This is a genomic window from Achromobacter sp. ESBL13 (assembly GCF_036668755.1).
In the GTDB taxonomy this organism is placed as follows: domain Bacteria; phylum Pseudomonadota; class Gammaproteobacteria; order Burkholderiales; family Burkholderiaceae_B; genus Achromobacter.
This window is the reverse complement of the sequence record NZ_JAZEVT010000005.1, coordinates 15,755-34,222: the sequence shown is the minus strand read 5'-3', so window position 1 is coordinate 34,222 and position 18,468 is coordinate 15,755. Positions and strand designations below refer to the sequence as shown.

Below are 18,468 nucleotides of genomic sequence, written 5' to 3'. Positions count from 1 at the left end.
AGCGATTGCACGCGGGCAAAGTCAATGCGCTCCGAAACACCGGGGCGCAGGGATGCGAACACGGATCAGGCGGCCTGGTCGCGAGGCTCGTGCACGGGCTGGCCTTCCAGATCGACCGCGACCGGCTCGGCCGTGGCATTTTCCGTCAGTGCCGGGGTCACCAGTTCAACGACCTTCTTGCGCGACAGCATGCCCAGGAATTCGTCGTCTTCACCCGTAACGGCAACCGGTTGGTCGCTGTGCACCAATTGCGCCAGCACTTCGCCCAGGCCGGCCGTGGCCGGCACGGACGCCAGGTCTTCCACGAAGCGCGACACGTCGCGCACGCCTTCCTGGATGGCCTGCTCGGCCGCCTTGGCGGTCAACACGCCGGCCAGACGCTTGCCGTCCAGCACCGGGGCGTATTCGTAGTCCATGGCGCGCATGCGGTCCAGCGCGTGGGCCGGACGCGAACGCATCGTCAAGGTCAGGCGCGCCGGGTTGACAGCGTGCGTGGCGTTCAGCACCTTGGTGCGGTTCACGTCTTGCAGGAACGACTGCACGTAGTCGTTGGCCGGGTTCAGCAGAATGTCTTCCGGCGTGCCTTCCTGCACCAGTTCGCCGTCTTTCAGGATGGCGATGCGGTTGCCCAGGCGCAGCGCTTCGTCCAGATCGTGCGTGATGAACACGATGGTCTTGTTCAGCTTGGCTTGCAGTTGCAGCAGCTGGTCCTGCATTTCGCGGCGAATAAGCGGGTCCAGCGCCGAGAACGCTTCATCCATCAGCAGAATTTCGGCATCGGTGGCCAGCGCGCGGGCCAAGCCCACACGCTGCTGCATGCCGCCGGACAACTGATGCGGATACTGGTTTTCAAAACCGGCCAGGCCCACTTGCTCAAGCCAGTCGCGGGCGCGCTTTTCGCGCTCTGTCTTGCCCACGCCCTGCACCGTCAAGCCGTACGCGGCGTTGTCCAGCACGGTGCGGTGGGGAAACAGGCCAAAGCGCTGGAACACCATGCTCATCTTCTTTTGACGGAAGACTTCCAGGTCGCGCTTGTTCAAGCTGACGACGTCCACGCCATCAACCAGGATGTGGCCGGCGCTGGGTTCGATCAGGCGGTTGAAGTGGCGGATCAGCGTCGACTTGCCGGACCCGGACAGGCCCATGATGACGTAGATGCTGCCCTCTTCAATCGACAGGCTGATATCGCGCAGGCCCAGCGTGTGGCCGCTTTCGGCCAGCAGCTGTTCCTTGCTCATGCCACCCTGGGCGGCCGCCAGCCATTTCTTCGGATGCGATCCAAAGACCTTGTAGATGTTCTTGACTTCGATCTTGCTCATCGCTGGCCTCCCATGCGCATGCGCTGTCCATACGATTGCGTGATCCGGTCGAACAGCACGGCCAGCACCACGATACCCAGACCCGCCAGCAGGCCACGGCCCACTTCCAGACGGTTGATGCCCAGCAACACTTCATAGCCCAGGCCGCGCGCCCCGATCATCGACGCAATCACCACCATGGACAGCGCCATCATCGTGGTCTGGTTGATACCGGCCATGATGTTGGGCAACGCCAGCGGCAACTGCACGCCAAACAGCTGCTGGCGCGGGTTGGCGCCAAAGGCGCGCGACGCTTCCAGCACTTCGCGGTCGACCAGGCGGATGCCCAGGTCGGTCAGGCGGATCAGCGGCGGCACGGCATAGATCACGGTGGCGATGATGGCGGGGATCTTGCCCAGGCCAAACAGCATCACGACGGGAATCAGGTAGACGAAGCTGGGCATCGTCTGCATCACGTCAAGCACGGGCAGCATGATGGAACGCAGCCAGTTGATGCGCGCCATCAGCACGCCCAGCGGGATGCCGATCAGCACCGACAGGCCGGCGGCCATGATCATCAGCGCCAGCGTCTGCATGCCGGCGTCCCACAAGCCCAGCACGCCGATGACGCACAGCAGTGCGCCCATCGCCAGGCTCAGGCCGATGCGGCGGCTGACGCCCCACGCGATGGCGATGGTGACGGCCACGACGGCCCACCAGGGCGAGCTGCGCAGCAATTGCTCCAACCACACCAGGGCGTGCAGAACCGGCTGAGACAGGGTCTCGAGCGTGTCCGCGTAGTTGGTGACCAGGTGATCGACAAACCCGTCGATCGCCGCCCTGACCTGACGGGCGGGAATAATTTCAGGAAACATAGTTTCGACTCCATTCTTGGGCGCTTTCCGGCGGCCGGTGGCCACCACGCATTCCGGATTCCGGATGGGCATGCGGCCCGGGCGCTTGCTTGACGAAAGCGGGCCACAAAGCGGTCCACAAAGCGGGCCATAAAGCGGGCCACATACGGTGCAACGCCTTTTGCCGGCGGCGGGGCAACCAGCGCCCGGCCAGCGGCCATCTCAGGGGAAAAAACCCGATGCAAAGACCGCAACGGGCTTTTTCCCTTAAGGCGGCCGGCCCGCGCCATGACAGCGCGGGGCCGACTTCCGATACGGTTACAGGGCGCTTTGGACGCGCCCGGCGACGTCGGCCGGGACCCACTTGGTCCAGACGTCGGGCTTGTTCTTCAGGAACCACTTGGCCACGGCGTTGGATTCATCGCCGGACTCTTCCATGTGGGCCAGCGTTTCGTTGATGACGGGCAGCGGCACCGACACCTTGGACAGGAACTCGGTCAGCTTGGGCGCTTCTTCCGAGAACTTGGTGTTCACCGCCGTGAAGACGGGGTTATCCGGGTAGGCGCTGGGCTCGGGCTTGGCGCACTTGGACGACGTCAGGCACTTGTGCTTTTCGGCATCGTAAGGCGGCATGTCGAGCTTGACCAGATCCATCGCGCCAACCAGCGGCGTGGGCGACCAGTAATAGAACACCACGTTCTGCTTGCGCTTGTAGGCCGACATCAGCGCGGCTTTCTGCGCAGCGCCGGTGCCGGGCGAGTACAGGGTGTAGCTGTCATCCAGCTTCAAGGCGTGGAACAGGTTGTTGCTGGTGACTTCGCAACCCCAGCCCGCCGGGCAGCCGTAGAAACGGCCCTTGCCGGGTTCTTCCGGATCCTTGAATTCGTCCTTGAACTTGGGCAGGTCGGCGGCCGACTTCAGTCCGGGCAGGCGTTCAGCGGTGTAACGGGGGATGTACCAGCCTTCGGCGCCCATGTAGAGGTCGCCGATGCGCTTGACCTTGCCGGTCTTTTGCGCGCGCTCCCAGGGGTCCGCCACGCTGTTCAGCCAGATTTCGGTATTGATATCCAGATCGCCGCGCTCCAGCGCGGCCAGGGCAGGCAGCGTTTCCGTCGGCAGGGTTTCGGTTTTGCAGCCGTAGCCCTTTTCCATGATGAAACGTTCGACATCGACCAGAACCAGATTGGATTCCCAGTTCATGGCGCCGAAATTGACCGGGCGCTTGATTTCACATTGCGGGGCATCGGCGGCTTGGGCCGCGCCGGCGAATGCAAACAGAACGGCCGCGGCGGCCAGGGTCTTGACAGGGGTAAAACGCATTGGCTTTTTGCCTCCATAGGTTCAAGGACACACGCCGGGTCTGGCCCGGAAGTGCCGTGGAGCTAAGGGGGTTGTGCGGAAGACGGGCAGAACCGCCAATACAAACCGACACTAGCGACAAGAAGAACCGCAAAGGCGCGGGTTCTTGCAAGACAGGAGTTTCAAAAACACGATTTTTGAAAACCCACAGAAATTGAACAAAACTGAACGAAGAAGGCAGCATCTTAAACGAAATTGCTGCGCTGCCCAAGCCCGAGCTTGAATAAGTCAGATACATTCGCGGCCGAAAAGCTACGGGATTACCCTTGTCAATACGGGGCGATTCGGGAATTTCCCCTGGGGAATATTGGTTTCAAATGAACGATACATTTAGTTAATATTTTGATCTTATCAGTACATACAGCGCGTTCCAACAGCCCCGAAACCGCGATCCGGTCCGCCGCCGACGTCTTTTTGATGGACCTTGTTCAGGCTGCGTTCAGCTTAAATTCAACTTCTGGTCAGCCGACAGGGCTTTCCGGGTCGCCATACATGTAGTCGCGCCGCCATGGGTAGGCCAGGTCCGCCGGGTGGTCCAGCTCGTCGGAACGCCCCACGGCGGGCGGTTGGCCCAATATCTGGTGCAGCGCGATCCAGCCGTGCTCGAACGCCATGGCGCAGCCCGCCAGGTACAGGCGGTAGGCGCGCAGCGAGCGAGCGCCCTCTTCCCCTTTCAGCACCTGCGCCGCTTCGGGCAGCCGGGCTTCCAGCGCATCGCTCCATGCCCACAGCGTGCGGGCGTAGTGCGGGCGCAGGTTTTCGACGTCCACCTCTTCCAGGCCTCCATTGGTCATCGCCTGCATGACCACGCTGATGTGCGTCAGTTCACCGCCCGGGAAGATGTACTTTTCGATGAATTCGCCCATGCCGTTGCCCAGTTCGGCGTTGTAGACGCCCGCCGCGGTAATGCCATGGTTCATGATCAGCCCGCCGGGTCGCAACAGGCGGCGCAGCTTGGCGAAATAGCCGTCCAGTTGCGCGCGGCCCACGTGCTCGAACATGCCCACCGACGCAATCTTGTCGAACGGCGCGGACTCATCCAGCTTGCGGTAGTCCAGCAGCGACATGCGCACGCGGCCCGACAAGCCCTTTGCCTCGATCAGCTTTGTCACATAGGCGTGCTGGTTGCGCGACAGCGTGATGCCGGTGGCATTCACGCCATAGTGTTCGGCTGCCCACAACAGCAGCCCGCCCCAACCCGCCCCCACATCCAGGAAGCGCTCGCCCGGGCGCAGCCGCAGCTTGCGGCAGATGTGATCCAGCTTGGCCTCCTGGGCCTGCGCCAGCGTCATGTCGGGCGTGCGGAAATAGGCGCAGGAATACACGCGGCGCGGGTCCAGCCACAGCGCATAGAAGTCATCCGACAGGTCGTAGTGGAATTCGATCTGCTTGGCGTCGCGCTCGATGGAATGGCGCCACACCGACATCACGCGGCGCACCAGCTCGGTCAGCCAGCCGCCGCGCGCGGCCTCCACGGGCGAACCCGGCAGCAACGCCGAGGCGGCCGCCATGACGTCGCGCATATTGCCTTCGATATCGATGCGCCCTTCCACGTAGTCCTGGCCCAGCACGCCCACGGCGCCTTCGGCCAGATGGGCCAGCGCGGCCTTGTCATGCGTGACGAATCGCACGCGCGGATCGGGCGGCCCCACCACCGCGCCGTCGGGCAGCACCAGTTGCACCGGCACGGGCAGGGCTTGAAGTTTGCGTTCCACGACAGACAGCAAAGGATTCACGGCATCTCCTCTGAAACGACAGGTCGCCGGGGACTTTATCGGAAAAGCGATGACATTTCCCTGTCAGGTGGCGCGTGATAAAGTCGCTGGCTTGGCGCAGAACCGACGGGTAACCGATACGCGCGCCCTGTCCCTGCGTTTTACCGCGATCACCATGTCCCCATCATCTGTTTCCCGCAGCGGCCTGCCCGGCTGGCTCATTCTCATGGGCGCGCTGACCGCGATCGGTCCGTTCGCCATCGATATGTATTTGCCCGCGTTCCCGACCATCGCGGCAAACTTGGGCGTGCCGCGTGGCGATGTCGAACGCACGCTGGCCGCCTACCTGATCGGGCTGGCGCTGGCCCAGGTGTTCTACGGCCCGATGGCCGACCGCTTCGGCCGCAAGCCGCCGCTGATGGTGGGCCTGGCGCTGTTCATGGTGGCGTCCCTGGGCTGCGCGCTGTCGGGTTCCGTTGAAGCGCTGACCGGCTGGCGCGTGGTGCAGGCCATGGGCGGCGCGGCCGGTATCGTGATCCCGCGCGCCGTCATCCGCGACCACTATGAAACCCACGAGGCGGCGCGCGCGATGTCGCTGCTGATGTTGATCATGGGGCTGGCCCCGATTCTTGCGCCGCTGGCGGGCGGGCAGTTGCTGGCTATCGCGTCGTGGCGCAGCCTGTTCTGGATCATGCTGGCGGGCGGCGCGATGTTGATGGTGGCGGTGGCCCGCATCATGAAGGAATCGCTGGCGCCCGAGCGCGTGGTGCCCCTGCGCTGGAGCACCATCCTGCGCAACTATCGCGACCTGTTCCGGCATCGTGGCTTCATGGCGCACAGCCTGGCCGGCGGCTTCGGCCAGGCCGGCATGTTTGCCTACATCATTGGTTCGCCGCGCGTCTTTATCGAGCTGTACGGTGTGCAGCCGCAGTATTACGGGCTGCTGTTCGGCACCAATGCGTTGTCGCTGATCGTCTGCTCGCAGATCAGCGCCCGCCTGCTGCGCACCTACAAGCCCCGCCAATTGCAACGCTGCGCGCTGACGTCGCTGGCCGCCGCCAGCCTGGTCGCGGTGGGCTTGACGCTGGCCGGATGGATGACGTTGCCTCTCTTGATGGTGTGCCTGATCTGCTACATGGGCAGCCAGGGTTTCGTGAACCCGAATTCGGCCGCGCTGGCTTTGTCGGACCAAGGCAAGCGGCTGGGCGCGGCGTCGGCGCTATTGGGGACGCTGCAATTGTCCTGCGGCGCATTGGCCGGCTTTGCGGTCAGTGCCTGGCAGACGGACAGCGCCCTTCCCCTGACCACCACGCTGGCCACCTGCGCCTGCCTGTCCTGGATCTCGGGCCGTGTGGCGCGTTCGCACACGGCCTGACGCACCGCCGCTTGATTTACCTGCGTTTTTCGTATTAGAATCTACGTCTTCACATGAAGTTTCCCGTGCGGGACTACTATGCTTTGTAGTTCAGCACTCTGACCCCAACCGCGCATTTCGGTACTTTGGCAAAAACCCAGGTACACGGCGGATGGCAGGCAGCGGGTATAAGCACGGGGCAGGTTCCACTTGCCCCTCATCCACTAAGACTGGGTGGCCGGCAAGGCAGCGCAACGCAACACAGCGCGCCTCAAACAGCCCGGCGGCTAAAACCCTGTCTACCTCCCCCAAGCGATGCGCGACAAGAACGACATAAAGAGGTGCATCCATGGCACGCGTATGCCAAGTGACCGGCAAAGGCCCGATGGTGGGCAACAATGTTTCGCACGCGAACAACAAGACCAAGCGTCGCTTCCTGCCCAACCTGCAATCGCGCCGGTTCTGGGTTGAAAGCGAAAACCGCTGGGTTCGCCTGCGTGTTTCGGCCAAGGCCATCCGCACGATCGACAAGAACGGCATCGACGCCGTGCTGGCCGAAATGCGTGCCCGCGGCGAACTGGCTTAATCAGCCTACCCGCCAATCTACATACTAGGAGCACGACATGGCCAAAGGTATCCGCGAAAAGATCAAGCTCGAGTCGACTGCCGGCACGGGTCATTTCTACACGACGACCAAGAACAAGCGCAACATGCCCGAGAAGATGCTGATCAAGAAATTTGATCCGGTCGCTCGCAAGCACGTTGACTACAAGGAAACCAAGCTGAAGTAATTCAGCCGGTTTTCCCTGCTAGTGAAAAAGCCCCGCCATCGCGGGGCTTTTTTTGTTGGCGCGAGGCGTTTTTTATTATTGCCGCGCGGCAAAGCGGCGTGCTTCAATTGGCCGCAACCCCGCCCCGACCCCTTGCCTGCGATATCCGCCATGCTTCGTCCCTGCCTTACTTTGCTGCGCCGCGCGCTGGCGCCCGCACTCCTGGCCCTGGCACTGACGCCCGTTGGCGCCGCCTCCGCCAAGGACAAGGAACCGCCGATACGCATCGGCGAGATCAACAGCTACAAGGCCATTCCCGCCTTTCTGGGCCCGTACAAAAAGGGCTGGCAGCTGGCAGTGGAAGAGGTCAACGCCGCCGGCGGCGTGTTGGGCCGAAAGCTGGAAGTGATTTCGCGCGACGACAACGGCAACCCGGGCGATTCCGTGCGCGCCGCGCAGGAGCTCATTGCCCGCGAAAAGGTCGAGCTGATCTTCGGCGGCTTTCTGTCCAACACCGGCCTGGCGCTGACGGACTTCGCCAAGCAACAGCGGGTGTTTTTTCTGGCCGCCGAGCCGCTGACCGACAAGATCACCTGGCAAGAAGGCAACCGCTACACGTGGCGCCTGCGCCCGTCCACGTGGATGCACGTGGCGGCCCTTGCGCCCAAGGCCCTGGCATTGCGCAAGAAACGCTGGGCCATCGTCTACCCCAATTACGAATACGGGCAATCCGCCGTGGCCACCTTCAAGGCCATGATGAAGTCGTTCCAGTCCGATGTGGAATTCGTGGCGGAACAGGCCGTGCCGCTGGGCAAGGTGGACGCCGGCGCGGTGGTGCAGGCCCTGGCCGACGCCAAGCCCGACGCCATCTTCAACGTGTTGTTCGCCGCCGACCTGACGCGGTTTGTGCGCGAAGGCAATACGCGCGGCTTGTTCGAGAACGTGCCGGTGGTGTCCGTGCTGTCGGGTGAACCGGAATACCTGGAGCCCTTGGGCGCCGACACGCCCGCCGGCTGGATCGTGACCGGCTACCCCTGGTATGCCATCGACACCCCCGCCAATACCGCCTTCGTGGACGCCTACAAGAAGCGCTACAACGAAACGCCCAAGGTCGGCTCGGTGGTCGGTTATGCCTCCTTGATGTCGATCGCCCAGGGGCTCAAAGCCGCCGGCGCCGTTGATACGGAAAAGCTGGTGGACGCGTTTGGCGGCCTGAAAGTGGACACGCCCTACGGGCCGATCCACTACCGCAAGATCGACCACCAATCGACGATGGGCGTCTACGTGGGCGTCACGACGCTGGAAGACGGCAAGGGCGTCATGAAAGACTTCGCCTACATCGACGGCGCGCGCTTGCAGCCGCCCGATGAACAGGTGCGCAAGATGCGTCCCGCCGACTGATGAGCCTGTCGGGGCTGCTGTCGCAGCTGCTTAATGGCCTGGCGGACGCCAGCGCCTTGTTCCTGGTGGCCGCGGGCTTATCGCTGATCTTCGGCGTGACCCGCGTGGTGAATTTCGCCCATGGCTCGTTCTACATGCTGGGCGTGTACCTGGCGTGGACCTTCACCAACTGGTTCGGCACGGGCGCCGCTTATTGGCTGGGGCTGCTGCTGGCCGCGCTGGTGACGGGGCTGGTCGGCCTGGCCGCCGAATGGTTGGTGCTGAAGCGGCTGTACCGGGCGCCCGAACTCTTTCAATTGCTGGCCACGTTTGCGCTGGTGCTGATCATCGGTGATGCGGCACTGGCCATCTGGGGCCCCGAGGACCTGTTCGCCGCGCGCGCGCCCGGGCTGTCCGGCGCCGTGCAAATCCTGGGGCGGCGCTATCCGCAATATGACCTGCTGCTGATCGCCGCCGGCCCCGTCGTGCTGGGGCTGCTGTGGCTTCTGCTGATGCGCACGCGCTGGGGCCGTTTGCTGCGCGCCGCCTCCGAAAACCGCAACATGCTGGCCGCCCTGGGCGTGAACCAGGCGTGGCTGTTTACGTCGGCCTTCACGCTGGGCGCGTTTCTGGCCGGGCTGGGCGGCGCGCTGGCCGCGCCGCGCGTGCCGGCCACGCTGGGCCTGGACCTGGAAATCATCGCCAGCGCTTTTGTCGTGGTGGTGGTGGGCGGGCTGGGCTCGATTCCCGGCGCGTTCCTGGCGGCGGTGCTGATCTGCTCGGTCAAGGCTGTCTTCGTATTCCTGGGCCAGGTCGCCATCGGCCCCTGGGTATTCAACCTGTCCAAACTGACTTTGCTGGCGGAATTTGCCGTGATGGCGGTCGTGCTGGTGGTGCGCCCCTGGGGCCTGCTGGGGAAGCCGCCCGCCCCCTCGTCCCACGCCGGCGCGCCCGAACGCCCGATCACGCCTGCCGGCCCGCGCCTGCGGGTCGCCTACGGCACGCTGCTGGTGCTGCTGGCCCTGGTGCCCGTCGCCACGCTGCACTGGCCGTATCTGGGCATCCTGATGACGGAGATCCTGATCGCCGCCCTGTTCGCCGCCAGCCTGCATTTTCTGACCGGCCTGGCGGGCATGACGTCGTTCGGCCACGCCGCCTGGTTTGGCCTGGGCGCGTATGGGGCCGCCCTGCTGTTGAAGCTGACCGCCATTCCCATGGAAGCCGCGCTGTTGCTGGGCCCCTTCGCCGCGGCGTTCGGAGCGCTGTTGTTCGGCTGGTTCTGCGTGCGCTTGTCCGGCGTGTATCTGGCCATGTTGACGCTGGCCGTGGCGCAGATCCTATGGGCGATGGCCTATCAGTGGGACGACGTCACGGGTGGCAGCAACGGGCTGATCGGGCTATGGCCGTCGGCGTGGCTGACGCAGGGCCCCTGGTTCTATTACGTGACGCTGGCGCTGTGCGCGGCAGGCATCGCATGGCTGCGCCGGCTGGCGTTTGCGCCGCTGGGCTATGCACTGCGCGGCGTGCGCGATTCGCCGCTGCGCGCCGAGGCGCTGGGCATGGACTCCCGCCGCGTACAGTGGGCGGGCTTTGTCGCAGCGTCCTTCGCTGCCGGGCTGGCCGGGTCGTTGTACGCCTTTTCCAAGGGCAGCATCGCGCCGGACGTGCTGGCGGTCAGCCGGTCGGTAGACGGGCTGGTGATGGTGTTGCTGGGCGGCCTGCAAACGCTGGCGGGGCCGCTGGTTGGCGCCGCTGCCTACACCTGGCTGCAAGACGTTGCCGCGCGCAGCACCGAGTACTGGCACGCGGTGTTGGGCGTGGCCATCCTTGTGCTGGTCATGGCATTTCCCGACGGTCTGGCGGGCGCCGCTGCGCGGCTGAACCGGAGGCGCGCATGACGCCCCCCACCGCCCCCTTGTTGCAGGTGCAAGGCCTGCGCAAGTCCTTTGGCGGGATCGACGCCTTGGCGGGCGTGTCGTTCACGCTGGACGCCGGTCAGATGCTGGCGCTGATCGGGCCGAATGGCGCGGGCAAGTCCACCTGTTTTAACGCGCTGGGCGGCCAGTTGCGGCCCGACGCGGGATCCGTGCGCCTGGGTGGCCGTGAATTGGTCGGCCTGTCGGCGGGCAAGATCTGCCGGCTGGGCGTGGGCCGCACCTTCCAGACCGCTGCCACATTTCGTTCGATGACGGTGTGCGAAAACGTGCAGACCGCGCTGCTGGCGCGCGACCGGCTGCTGTTTAGCCCCTGGCGCCGCGCCGGCGGCCATGCGCGGGACGAAGCCATGAACCTGCTGGCGCAGGTGCACATGGCGGACAAGGCCCACGCGCATTGCGGCACGCTGGCCTATGGCGACGTCAAGCGGGTGGAACTGGCCATGGCCCTGGCGCATCAACCACGGCTGCTGTTGATGGATGAACCCACGGCGGGCATGGCCACCAACGAGCGGCACGCCTTGATGCGGCTGACGCGCGAGGTGGCCGACACCCAGCGCATCGCCGTGCTGTTCACGGAACACAGCCTGGACGTGGTGTTCAAACACGCCGACCGCATCGCGGTACTGGTGCGCGGGGCCCTGCTGGCCGAAGGCGCCCCCGCCGTCATCGCGGCGGATGAACGCGTGCGCGCCGCCTACCTGGGTACGGAAACCCCCTGATCCGCCGGGGCTTGCGCGGGCGTCTGGCATTCCCAGAATATCCGCGCCTGACAGCCCGCACAGATACCGCGATCCAGCTTGGCGTAGATTTCGCGCAGCGCGGTCGCCTTGTCCGGGTAGATATGGTCTGCCCCCAGCCGATCCAGGAACCCCGTTCGGCGCCACATGTCCAGCACTTCGGGCCGGGGGCGGTGGAAATACAGGTCACCGCCCATCGCGCGCCGCGCAACAAGTTCGTCTTCCCATACCTCGGCGCCGGCCAGATCGATGAAGTTCATGCTCTTGGCCATCACCAGCAGATGGCGCGGCGCGTCGGGGGCTTCGCGCAATTCGTGCAGGCGCTGCGCCACGTGCGCCGCCGCACCGAAGTAGATGGATCCTTCCATGCGCAGCAACTTCAATTGCGGGCATTCTGGCAGCGCGTCCGGCTGGTGCGCAAGCACCACGAAGCGCCGATCCGGCCCGCGCGAATCAAAGCCCATCGTGCGCATGGCGGGGCGCGAGGTGCGGTGCAGGTACGCCATCAGCGACAGCACGGTGCCCAGCAGAATGGCCACTTCCATGCGGATGGTGACGGTGGCGGCCAGCGTGGCGGCGGCAATCGCACATTCGCCCGGTTGCATCCGGATCAATTGGCGCCAACGGGGAATGTCCAGCAATGTCCAGGCCACCAGCAACAACAGCCCGGAGATAGCGGCGTTGGGAATCATGGCCAGCAGCGGTGCGGACAGGGCCACCAGCAACACCAGCAGTACCGCCGAAAATACCGCTGCCAGCGGCGTCTTGGCGCCCGCTTCAAAATTGGGAATCGACCGGTTCAGCGAACCGCAGGACAGGTAGCAGGAAAAGAAACCACCGACGATGTTCGACAGCCCCTGCCCCACGAATTCGCGGTTGGCGTCGATACGCTGGCCCGACCGGGTGGCCACCGCCTTGGCAATGGAGATCGATTGCGCCAGGGCCACGATGGTCAGCGCGAAGGCCAGGCTCATCAGGTCGGGCAAGGCGCGCCAGTCAACGCTGGGCACGTGGAACGGCGGCCACGGCTGCGCGATGGCGCCCACCACGGACACCGGGTCGCCGCCCCGCGTGGACACCCACGAATTGAACGCCGCTGCCGCCACAGAACCAGCCACCAGGCCCAGCAACATGTAAGGCTTGCGCTTGTCCAGCCGCCGCACCAGCAGCGCCACGCCCAGCGTGGTCAGCGTGACCAGGATGGCGCCGGGATGCACCTGATCCAGATGCGTGCCCACGCTGACAAGCAAGGCGCCCGCCCCGTGAGACGCGGGCGACGGCACACCCAGCCCGTCTTTCAAGGCATGCACCGCGATCAGCAACGCGGCACCGCTGGTGAACCCGAACAGCGCCGATGGCGAAATGAAATGCGCCAGCGACCCCAGGCGCAGCGCGCCCACCAGCCACTGCATCACGCCCACCAGCACCGTGACGGCCAGCGCCAATTCGATGTAGCCGGGGCTGCCCGCGACGGCCAGCGGCGTCAGCACCGCGAAGAGAGCCAGCGAATTGGCATTGGTCGGACCCGACATCACGTGGCGGCTCGATCCGAACAAGGCCGCGACGATACAGGGCACGATGGCCGAATACAGCCCGTATTCGGCCGGCAGCCCGGCCAGCGTGGCAAAGGCCACGCCTTGCGGCAGCACCAGCAACGCGCCCAGCAGGCCGGCAAACAGGTCCGCCCGCAACGTGACGCGGCTGACCTCGTTCACCCATGAACCGAACAGGCGGCTCGCCAGTTTGCTTGCCGCTTGCGTCATCGTGTCGCCTGCTCCATCGTGCCTCCGGGGCGCCAAAAGCCGTCTAGCGTAATCCCTCGCTGGGACGCGCGCAACGGCCTATGCGCGCAAGGGGCATGCGGGAAATTGCCGCGGCCGACTACTTCAGATAACGCCGCTCAAGCTCGCGCATGGCCGCATCGCCCTGCAACGCGATGATGTCCTTGACCGACGGCAGATCGGCGTCCACCGCGTGTATGCCGCCGTCGCGCCGGATGCGCGCGAACACATCGCGCATAGCGCCCACCGCCGCGCGGATGGTCTTCCATCACCACGGCCGACACGCCCGCCGCTTCGTACTGCGGCACCATATACGACACGTTGATCGCGTTGCCAAAACCGGTATCGATGTCGGCAATGACGGGCACGTCCACCGTCGCGGCGATGGCGCGCATCATGTCCAGGTGCACGGACGAGGAAAGAATGCTGGCGTCCGGCACCGCATAGCTGGGACAACTCAAAGCCGCTGCCCCAGATGGCGTCAAAACCGGCATCGACAGCCAGCCGCGCCGCCATGGGGTTGTGCGCCGACATGGCGTGCATCAAGGCGGAATCTTGCAGTTTCTGGCGAAAACGAAGGTTGCGGTTCATGGCGTGGCGTCGTCGGGGCGGCGCCCAGCGCGCCGGTTTGACGCATGGTAGCGCCATTTTTCTGATCGCAAATTCAGGGCGCAGGGGCTGAAAGACAGTCGAACGCCGTCGCCGCTTAGCCCGCGTCGCCGCCCCGTCGCCCCGCCATGGCCTGCCCGAGATCGGCCAGCGCATCGTCCGAAATCAGCCGGGATGCCATGGGCAGTAACTCGTCTTCCTCGCGCTGGATATGCGCGGCATAGGCCTGCGTGAATTCGCGGACCTGTTCGGCGGGTAAGGCGGCCGGCTGACCCGCCGCGATATCGGATAAGGCCTTGCGCAGCGGCGCCCACAACGTCGCCAGGCGGCGATGGTCGTCCATCAAGCCCTGCACCAATGCGTGCAGGCAACCCGCATCCGAGCCCGCCATGGAATCGATCAAGGCGGGGAACAGGTCTTCTTCTTCGTCTTCGTGATGGTGCACCGCCGCAGTGTCGAAATACCGGCGCACGCTGGCGGCGGCGGTTTGCGCGGCGTTGTCACTGCCATGCACGGGCAGGTGCGCGGCCAGGCGTTCAAGCGTGGCGCACTGACGCGCGATGCGTCCGTGGCACGCCGACAGCAGGGCCAATGGGTCATCCGATCCGGGCGCGGGCGCCGGGCCTCCGGGAAAACTCACCACCATCGCACACCTCCTGCATGTTGCTGCGCCATCAACCAGAATGGCCACGCCACCACAGTCGCACGCTGTCCCAGGCGCGGCCGGCGAATCCTGCCTCGGCGACCGGCTCCAGCGCCACCACGGGAAATTGCATGGCGGGCTTGCCGTCCACCAGCACACGCAACGCGCCCACCGTGTCTTGCGCCGCAATCGGCGCTACCAGCGGCGACGCCGGCGTCCACACCGGCTCGACCTTGGCACCGGCAGGCACGGTCACGTAGGCGTCGCGTGCAAACCCGACTTTCAGGCTGTCGCTTTCGCCCTTCCAGACTTCCGGCGTGGCCACGGCCTGGCCGCTCGCGTACAGCTTGATCGTATTGAAACCCTGAAAACCCCACTCCAGCAACTGCCGGCTTTCCTGCGTGCGCAGCTTGTCGGACGCCGTGCCCACCACCACCGTGATCAGGCGGCGCTGGTCGGCGCCATTGGGCCGCCGCGCCGTCGCCACAATGCAGTAACCCGCGGAATCGGTGTGCCCTGTCTTCAGGCCATCCACGCTGGGGTCCAGCCACAGCAGCCGGTTGCGATTGGGCTGCGTGATCTTGTTGAAGGTGAATTGCTTGGCGGAGTCGTACGTCTTGTATAGCCGCGGGTAGTCGCGAATGAAGCGCGTGGCCAGGATGGACAGGTCGCTGGCGGTTGAATACGTGCCCGGATCGGGCAAGCCGTGCGGGCTGGCGAAGTGCGTGGCGTGCAGGCCAAGCTTTGCCGCCGTGTCATTCATGCGCGCCACAAAGGCTTCCACGCTGCCCGACACCGCCTCGGCCAGCGCAATGGCCGCGTCATTGCCCGACTGGATCATCAAGCCGCGCAGGAGATCGTCCACCGTCACTTTTGAGCCGGGTTCCAGGAACATCCTGGAACTGCCCGCCGGCACTTTCCAGGCGCGCGTGGAGATGACTACGGTCTGGTTGGGGGTTATCTCTTTCTTGTTCAGGGCGTCGAACACGACGTAGGCCGTCATGATCTTGGTCAAGGACGCCGGCTCGATACGGGTGGTGGCCGCGTGCGACGCGATCACCTGCCCGCTGGTTTCGTCCAACAACAGCCAGGCCTTTGCCGACAACACAGGTTCTGGCATCGGCTGCGCCAGCGCGTTGGACAGGCATGCGGTTGCGACGAGCAGGCTCGCCGCCAATTTCTTCATCAACATAGGGGTGCTTGGAATCCATGCTTTTGTTTTTCGCGACGCAATTGGAACACGGGATGCGCGGATGGTTCAGTGACGCGCAACGCCGCGCTCGCGAGCCAATGCGCGATGACGTTTTTTTGAAGAAACCCTTGTAGGAAGCACTTTTCTGCGTGGAAAACAACAAACAGCGGCTGAAATCCCGGCGGAAAACCGCTGGAACGGCTAGTCTTCCGCTATCATCGGGCGCGTGGCGTTAATTGCCGATACCCGGCGCGCGCTGCCCCATGTCCTCAACTACGGATTTTGACCATGGCCACGAAAGCAAAAGCTCCTGCCAAGAAAGTCACCAAGACCGCCGTCAAGGCACCTGCAAAGAAGGCAACCGCCGCCAAGACCGCTGTGAAGCCCGCAGCTAAGAAGGCCGTCGCCGCCAAGAAGGTCGCTGCTGCACCCAAGGCCATCAAGGCTGCAATGAACAAGACCCAGCTGGTCGCTTACATCGTTGAGCAATCGGGCGTTGAAGCCAAGGCTGTCAAGGCCGTGCTGGCCAGCCTGGAAACCTCGGTGCTGGGTTCCGTCGACAAGAAGGGCGCCGGCGAATTCACGCTGCCCGGCCTGTTCAAGGTTGCCGTGCAGAAGGTTCCCGCCAAGGCCAAGCGCTTCGGCAAGGATCCGTTCACTGGCGTTGAGCGCTGGTTCCCCGCCAAGCCGGCTTCGGTCAAGGTGAAGGTTCGCCCGCTCAAGAAGCTGAAGGACGCCGCGCAGTAATTCGCGCGACCATCCGGTCAAGCCGGAAAGGCCCGCCTCGAAAGAGGCGGGCCTTTCTTTTTGGCGTGCGATCTGTCGTGCGATCTCTCGCGCGATTTGCGCGACCCGGGGCGGAACGACTAGAATTTATCTTTACGTGAAGAAACTTCACATCAAAAGAAGCCAACCTTGCCTACGTCCGACCTTGTCGATCTTGTCATCTCGCAATGGACCACCGAATGCCCCAACCAGGACTTCGCGGCCATGGCGGTGGTAACCCGGGTGTTCCGCTTGAACGCCTTTGCCACCCGCAACGTGAATCGCAGCTTTCGCCGCCACAACCTGCACCAGGGCGAATTCGATGTCCTGGCGACGCTCTACCGCACAGGCGCGCCACACGCCATGAACCCACAAAAGCTGGTCGAAGCCTTGTTGCTGACCTCCGGCGCCATGACCAATCGGCTTGACCGGCTGGAACAGGCGGGGCTGCTGGTGCGCAATCCCAATCCGGACGACCGCCGCGGCGTCATCGTGTCGCTGACCCCGGACGGATTGCGCGTCATCAAGCAGGTGCTGAAGGATTACCTGAAGGACCTGGGCGAACTGCTGGACCCTCTGACACCGGCCGAACGCAAGCAATTGGCCGGCTTGTTGAAAAAGCTGCTGATCAAGCACGATCAGGAAACGCAGGGAGGCATCGGCGTTTGAGGGGCGGGCGCGAACGTAGTCGCTGCCCATTTCCCATCCCGCATTTCCCATTGCCCATCCGCCCTCCGGCCCCGATCGCCCTTCCCTTCCCTCATTCGAACCGCCAGCCCCATCCGTTTCATGACTGCCGCCACCCCGTCCACGCCCCCCGCTCCACCCCCCCCGACGCTGACCGCGCCGATCGTCCTGTTGATGTCGATTGCGACCGGCCTGGCCGTCGCCAGCAATTACTACGCGCAGCCGCTGCTGCATACGATCGGCCAGCAATTCGGGTTGTCCAACGCCGCGGCGGGGGCCATCGTTACCACGGCGCAACTGAGCTACGCGCTGGGTTTGATGCTGCTGGTTCCGCTGGGCGATCTGTTCGAACGCCGCCGTCTGATCGTGCTGATGACCCTGCTGTCGGCGGGCGGCCTGTTGATTTCTTCCTTCGCCACCCACATCGCGGTGCTGCTGCTGGGCACCGCGCTGACGGGGCTGTTGTCGGTGGTGGCCCAGATTCTGGTGCCGTTCGCGGCCACCCTGGCCGCCCCGCACGAGCGCGGCAAGGCGGTGGGCACGGTCATGAGCGGCCTGCTGCTGGGCATTCTGCTGGCTCGCACCGTGGCGGGCGTGCTGGCGGATGTGGGCAGTTGGCGCACCGTGTACTGGGTGGCCGCCGTGCTGATGCTGGGCATGTCCGCCGCCCTGTGGCGCGTGCTGCCGCGCTACCAAAGCCCCACCACGATGAGCTATCCGCGCCTGTTGGGCTCGATCTTGCGCATGTTTGTCCAAGAGCCGCTGTTTCGCGCCCGATCGCTGCTGGGCTTTTTGCTGTTCGCCGCGTTCAGCATGCTGTGGACGCCGTTGACCTTCCTGCTTGCCAGCCCGCCCTATCAATACAGCAATACCACGATCGGCCTGTTTGGCCTGGCCGGGGCGGCTGGCGCCTATGCCGCGAACCGCTTTGGCCGCCTGGCCGACCGGGGGCTGGGCAACCTGGCGACGCGCGTGGGCCTGTTGCTGCTGCTGGGGTCCTGGGGGTTGATGGCCTTTGGCCAGGTTTCCGTATTTGCCCTGTTGGCGGGCATCCTGGTGCAGGACCTGGCGATCCAGGGCGTTCATGTCACCAATAGCAGTTCGCTGTATCGCTTGCGCCCCGAGGCGCGCAGCCGCCTTACCGCGGGCTATATGACCAGCTACTTCCTCGGCGGCGCCTCCGGTTCACTGGTATCGTCCTGGCTTTACGCCCATTTCGGCTGGCCCGGCGTGGTCATCGCGGGCGCTGTTCTGGGCGTGGTTACATTGGCATACGGCGTCTTGGCGCCCAGTGCGCGCATCCCCGAAACAGCCCCGCCCCCTAGCCGCGTCTAGCACCTCCTATAATCAGGGGTTTTGACCGCCACCGCGTCAGGCCGCCCCCGCG

16 protein-coding genes and 1 pseudogene are annotated in these 18,468 nt (G+C 64.7%); 9 read left to right on the top strand and 8 right to left on the bottom strand.

The features are described from left to right. Positions 1–65: 65 nt before the first annotated feature. From V6F88_RS19240 to V6F88_RS19225, 4 genes are all read right to left on the bottom strand, one after another. Entirely contained in the window at positions 66–1,319 is a 1,254-nt protein-coding gene (locus V6F88_RS19240; protein ID WP_332611496.1) for a quaternary amine ABC transporter ATP-binding protein, read from the bottom strand. Beyond that, on the bottom strand, positions 1,316–2,173 hold the full coding sequence (locus tag V6F88_RS19235) for an ABC transporter permease (RefSeq protein WP_104144186.1): 858 nt from the start codon (positions 2,171–2,173) through the stop codon (positions 1,316–1,318). The genes V6F88_RS19240 and V6F88_RS19235 overlap by 4 nt, the downstream gene beginning before the upstream one ends. 297 nt (positions 2,174–2,470) lie before the next feature. Further along, the gene (locus V6F88_RS19230) at positions 2,471–3,472 is read right to left on the bottom strand and encodes an ABC transporter substrate-binding protein (RefSeq protein ID WP_332611493.1); all 1,002 of its coding nucleotides are present in this window, start codon (positions 3,470–3,472) and stop codon (positions 2,471–2,473) included. Between the two features lie 500 nt (positions 3,473–3,972). Continuing rightward, entirely contained in the window at positions 3,973–5,247 is a 1,275-nt protein-coding gene (locus V6F88_RS19225) for a class I SAM-dependent methyltransferase (protein WP_332611491.1), read from the bottom strand. 205 nt (positions 5,248–5,452) lie between these two features. Here V6F88_RS19225 and V6F88_RS19220 point away from each other — a divergent pair, with 205 nt between their 5' ends. From V6F88_RS19220 to V6F88_RS19195, 6 genes are all read left to right on the top strand, one after another. Continuing rightward, positions 5,453–6,601 (top strand): Bcr/CflA family multidrug efflux MFS transporter, encoded by a 1,149-nt coding sequence (locus V6F88_RS19220; RefSeq protein WP_332612026.1) that lies wholly within the window; start codon positions 5,453–5,455, stop codon positions 6,599–6,601. 328 nt (positions 6,602–6,929) lie between these two features. Then, positions 6,930–7,166: a 50S ribosomal protein L28 gene (rpmB, locus tag V6F88_RS19215; RefSeq protein ID WP_006385639.1), complete on the top strand. Its 237-nt coding sequence runs from the start codon at positions 6,930–6,932 to the stop codon at positions 7,164–7,166. 37 nt (positions 7,167–7,203) lie between these two features. Next, the gene (gene rpmG, locus V6F88_RS19210; RefSeq protein WP_003810296.1) at positions 7,204–7,371 is read left to right on the top strand and encodes a 50S ribosomal protein L33; all 168 of its coding nucleotides are present in this window, start codon (positions 7,204–7,206) and stop codon (positions 7,369–7,371) included. 150 nt (positions 7,372–7,521) lie between these two features. Beyond that, a complete protein-coding gene (locus tag V6F88_RS19205) occupies positions 7,522–8,751 on the top strand; it encodes an ABC transporter substrate-binding protein (protein WP_332611488.1) in 1,230 nt (409 codons plus the stop codon). After that, entirely contained in the window at positions 8,751–10,628 is a 1,878-nt protein-coding gene (locus V6F88_RS19200; RefSeq protein WP_332611487.1) for an ABC transporter permease, read from the top strand. Before V6F88_RS19205 ends, V6F88_RS19200 begins: the two co-directional genes overlap by 1 nt. Beyond that, positions 10,625–11,386: an ABC transporter ATP-binding protein gene (locus V6F88_RS19195; protein ID WP_332611484.1), complete on the top strand. Its 762-nt coding sequence runs from the start codon at positions 10,625–10,627 to the stop codon at positions 11,384–11,386. The genes V6F88_RS19200 and V6F88_RS19195 overlap by 4 nt, the downstream gene beginning before the upstream one ends. On the opposite strand, the gene V6F88_RS19190 is transcribed toward V6F88_RS19195, so the two are convergent. The 4 genes and pseudogenes from V6F88_RS19190 to V6F88_RS19175 all read right to left on the bottom strand — a co-directional run bounded on the left by V6F88_RS19190 (position 11,362) and on the right by V6F88_RS19175 (position 15,629). Further along, entirely contained in the window at positions 11,362–13,167 is a 1,806-nt protein-coding gene (locus V6F88_RS19190) for a SulP family inorganic anion transporter (protein ID WP_332611482.1), read from the bottom strand. The two genes, V6F88_RS19195 and V6F88_RS19190, sit on opposite strands and share 25 nt — an antisense overlap. 118 nt (positions 13,168–13,285) lie before the next feature. Then, a pseudogene (locus V6F88_RS19185) lies at positions 13,286–13,776 on the bottom strand (isocitrate lyase/phosphoenolpyruvate mutase family protein). Between the two features lie 115 nt (positions 13,777–13,891). Then, positions 13,892–14,440 (bottom strand): hemerythrin domain-containing protein, encoded by a 549-nt coding sequence (locus V6F88_RS19180; RefSeq protein ID WP_332611481.1) that lies wholly within the window; start codon positions 14,438–14,440, stop codon positions 13,892–13,894. Positions 14,441–14,468: 28 nt separating this feature from the next. After that, on the bottom strand, positions 14,469–15,629 hold the full coding sequence (locus tag V6F88_RS19175) for a D-alanyl-D-alanine carboxypeptidase family protein (RefSeq protein ID WP_332611480.1): 1,161 nt from the start codon (positions 15,627–15,629) through the stop codon (positions 14,469–14,471). Positions 15,630–15,917: 288 nt separating this feature from the next. On the opposite strand from V6F88_RS19175, the gene V6F88_RS19170 reads away from it, so the two are divergent. From V6F88_RS19170 to V6F88_RS19160, 3 genes are all read left to right on the top strand, one after another. Then, complete coding sequence (locus tag V6F88_RS19170; protein WP_046807265.1) at positions 15,918–16,376, top strand: HU family DNA-binding protein; 459 nt, start codon at positions 15,918–15,920, stop codon at positions 16,374–16,376. Between the two features lie 243 nt (positions 16,377–16,619). Then, positions 16,620–17,063 (top strand): MarR family winged helix-turn-helix transcriptional regulator, encoded by a 444-nt coding sequence (locus V6F88_RS19165; protein WP_332612024.1) that lies wholly within the window; start codon positions 16,620–16,622, stop codon positions 17,061–17,063. A gap of 120 nt (positions 17,064–17,183) precedes the next feature. Then, the gene (locus V6F88_RS19160) at positions 17,184–18,416 is read left to right on the top strand and encodes an MFS transporter (RefSeq protein ID WP_332611479.1); all 1,233 of its coding nucleotides are present in this window, start codon (positions 17,184–17,186) and stop codon (positions 18,414–18,416) included. Positions 18,417–18,468: the final 52 nt, after the last annotated feature.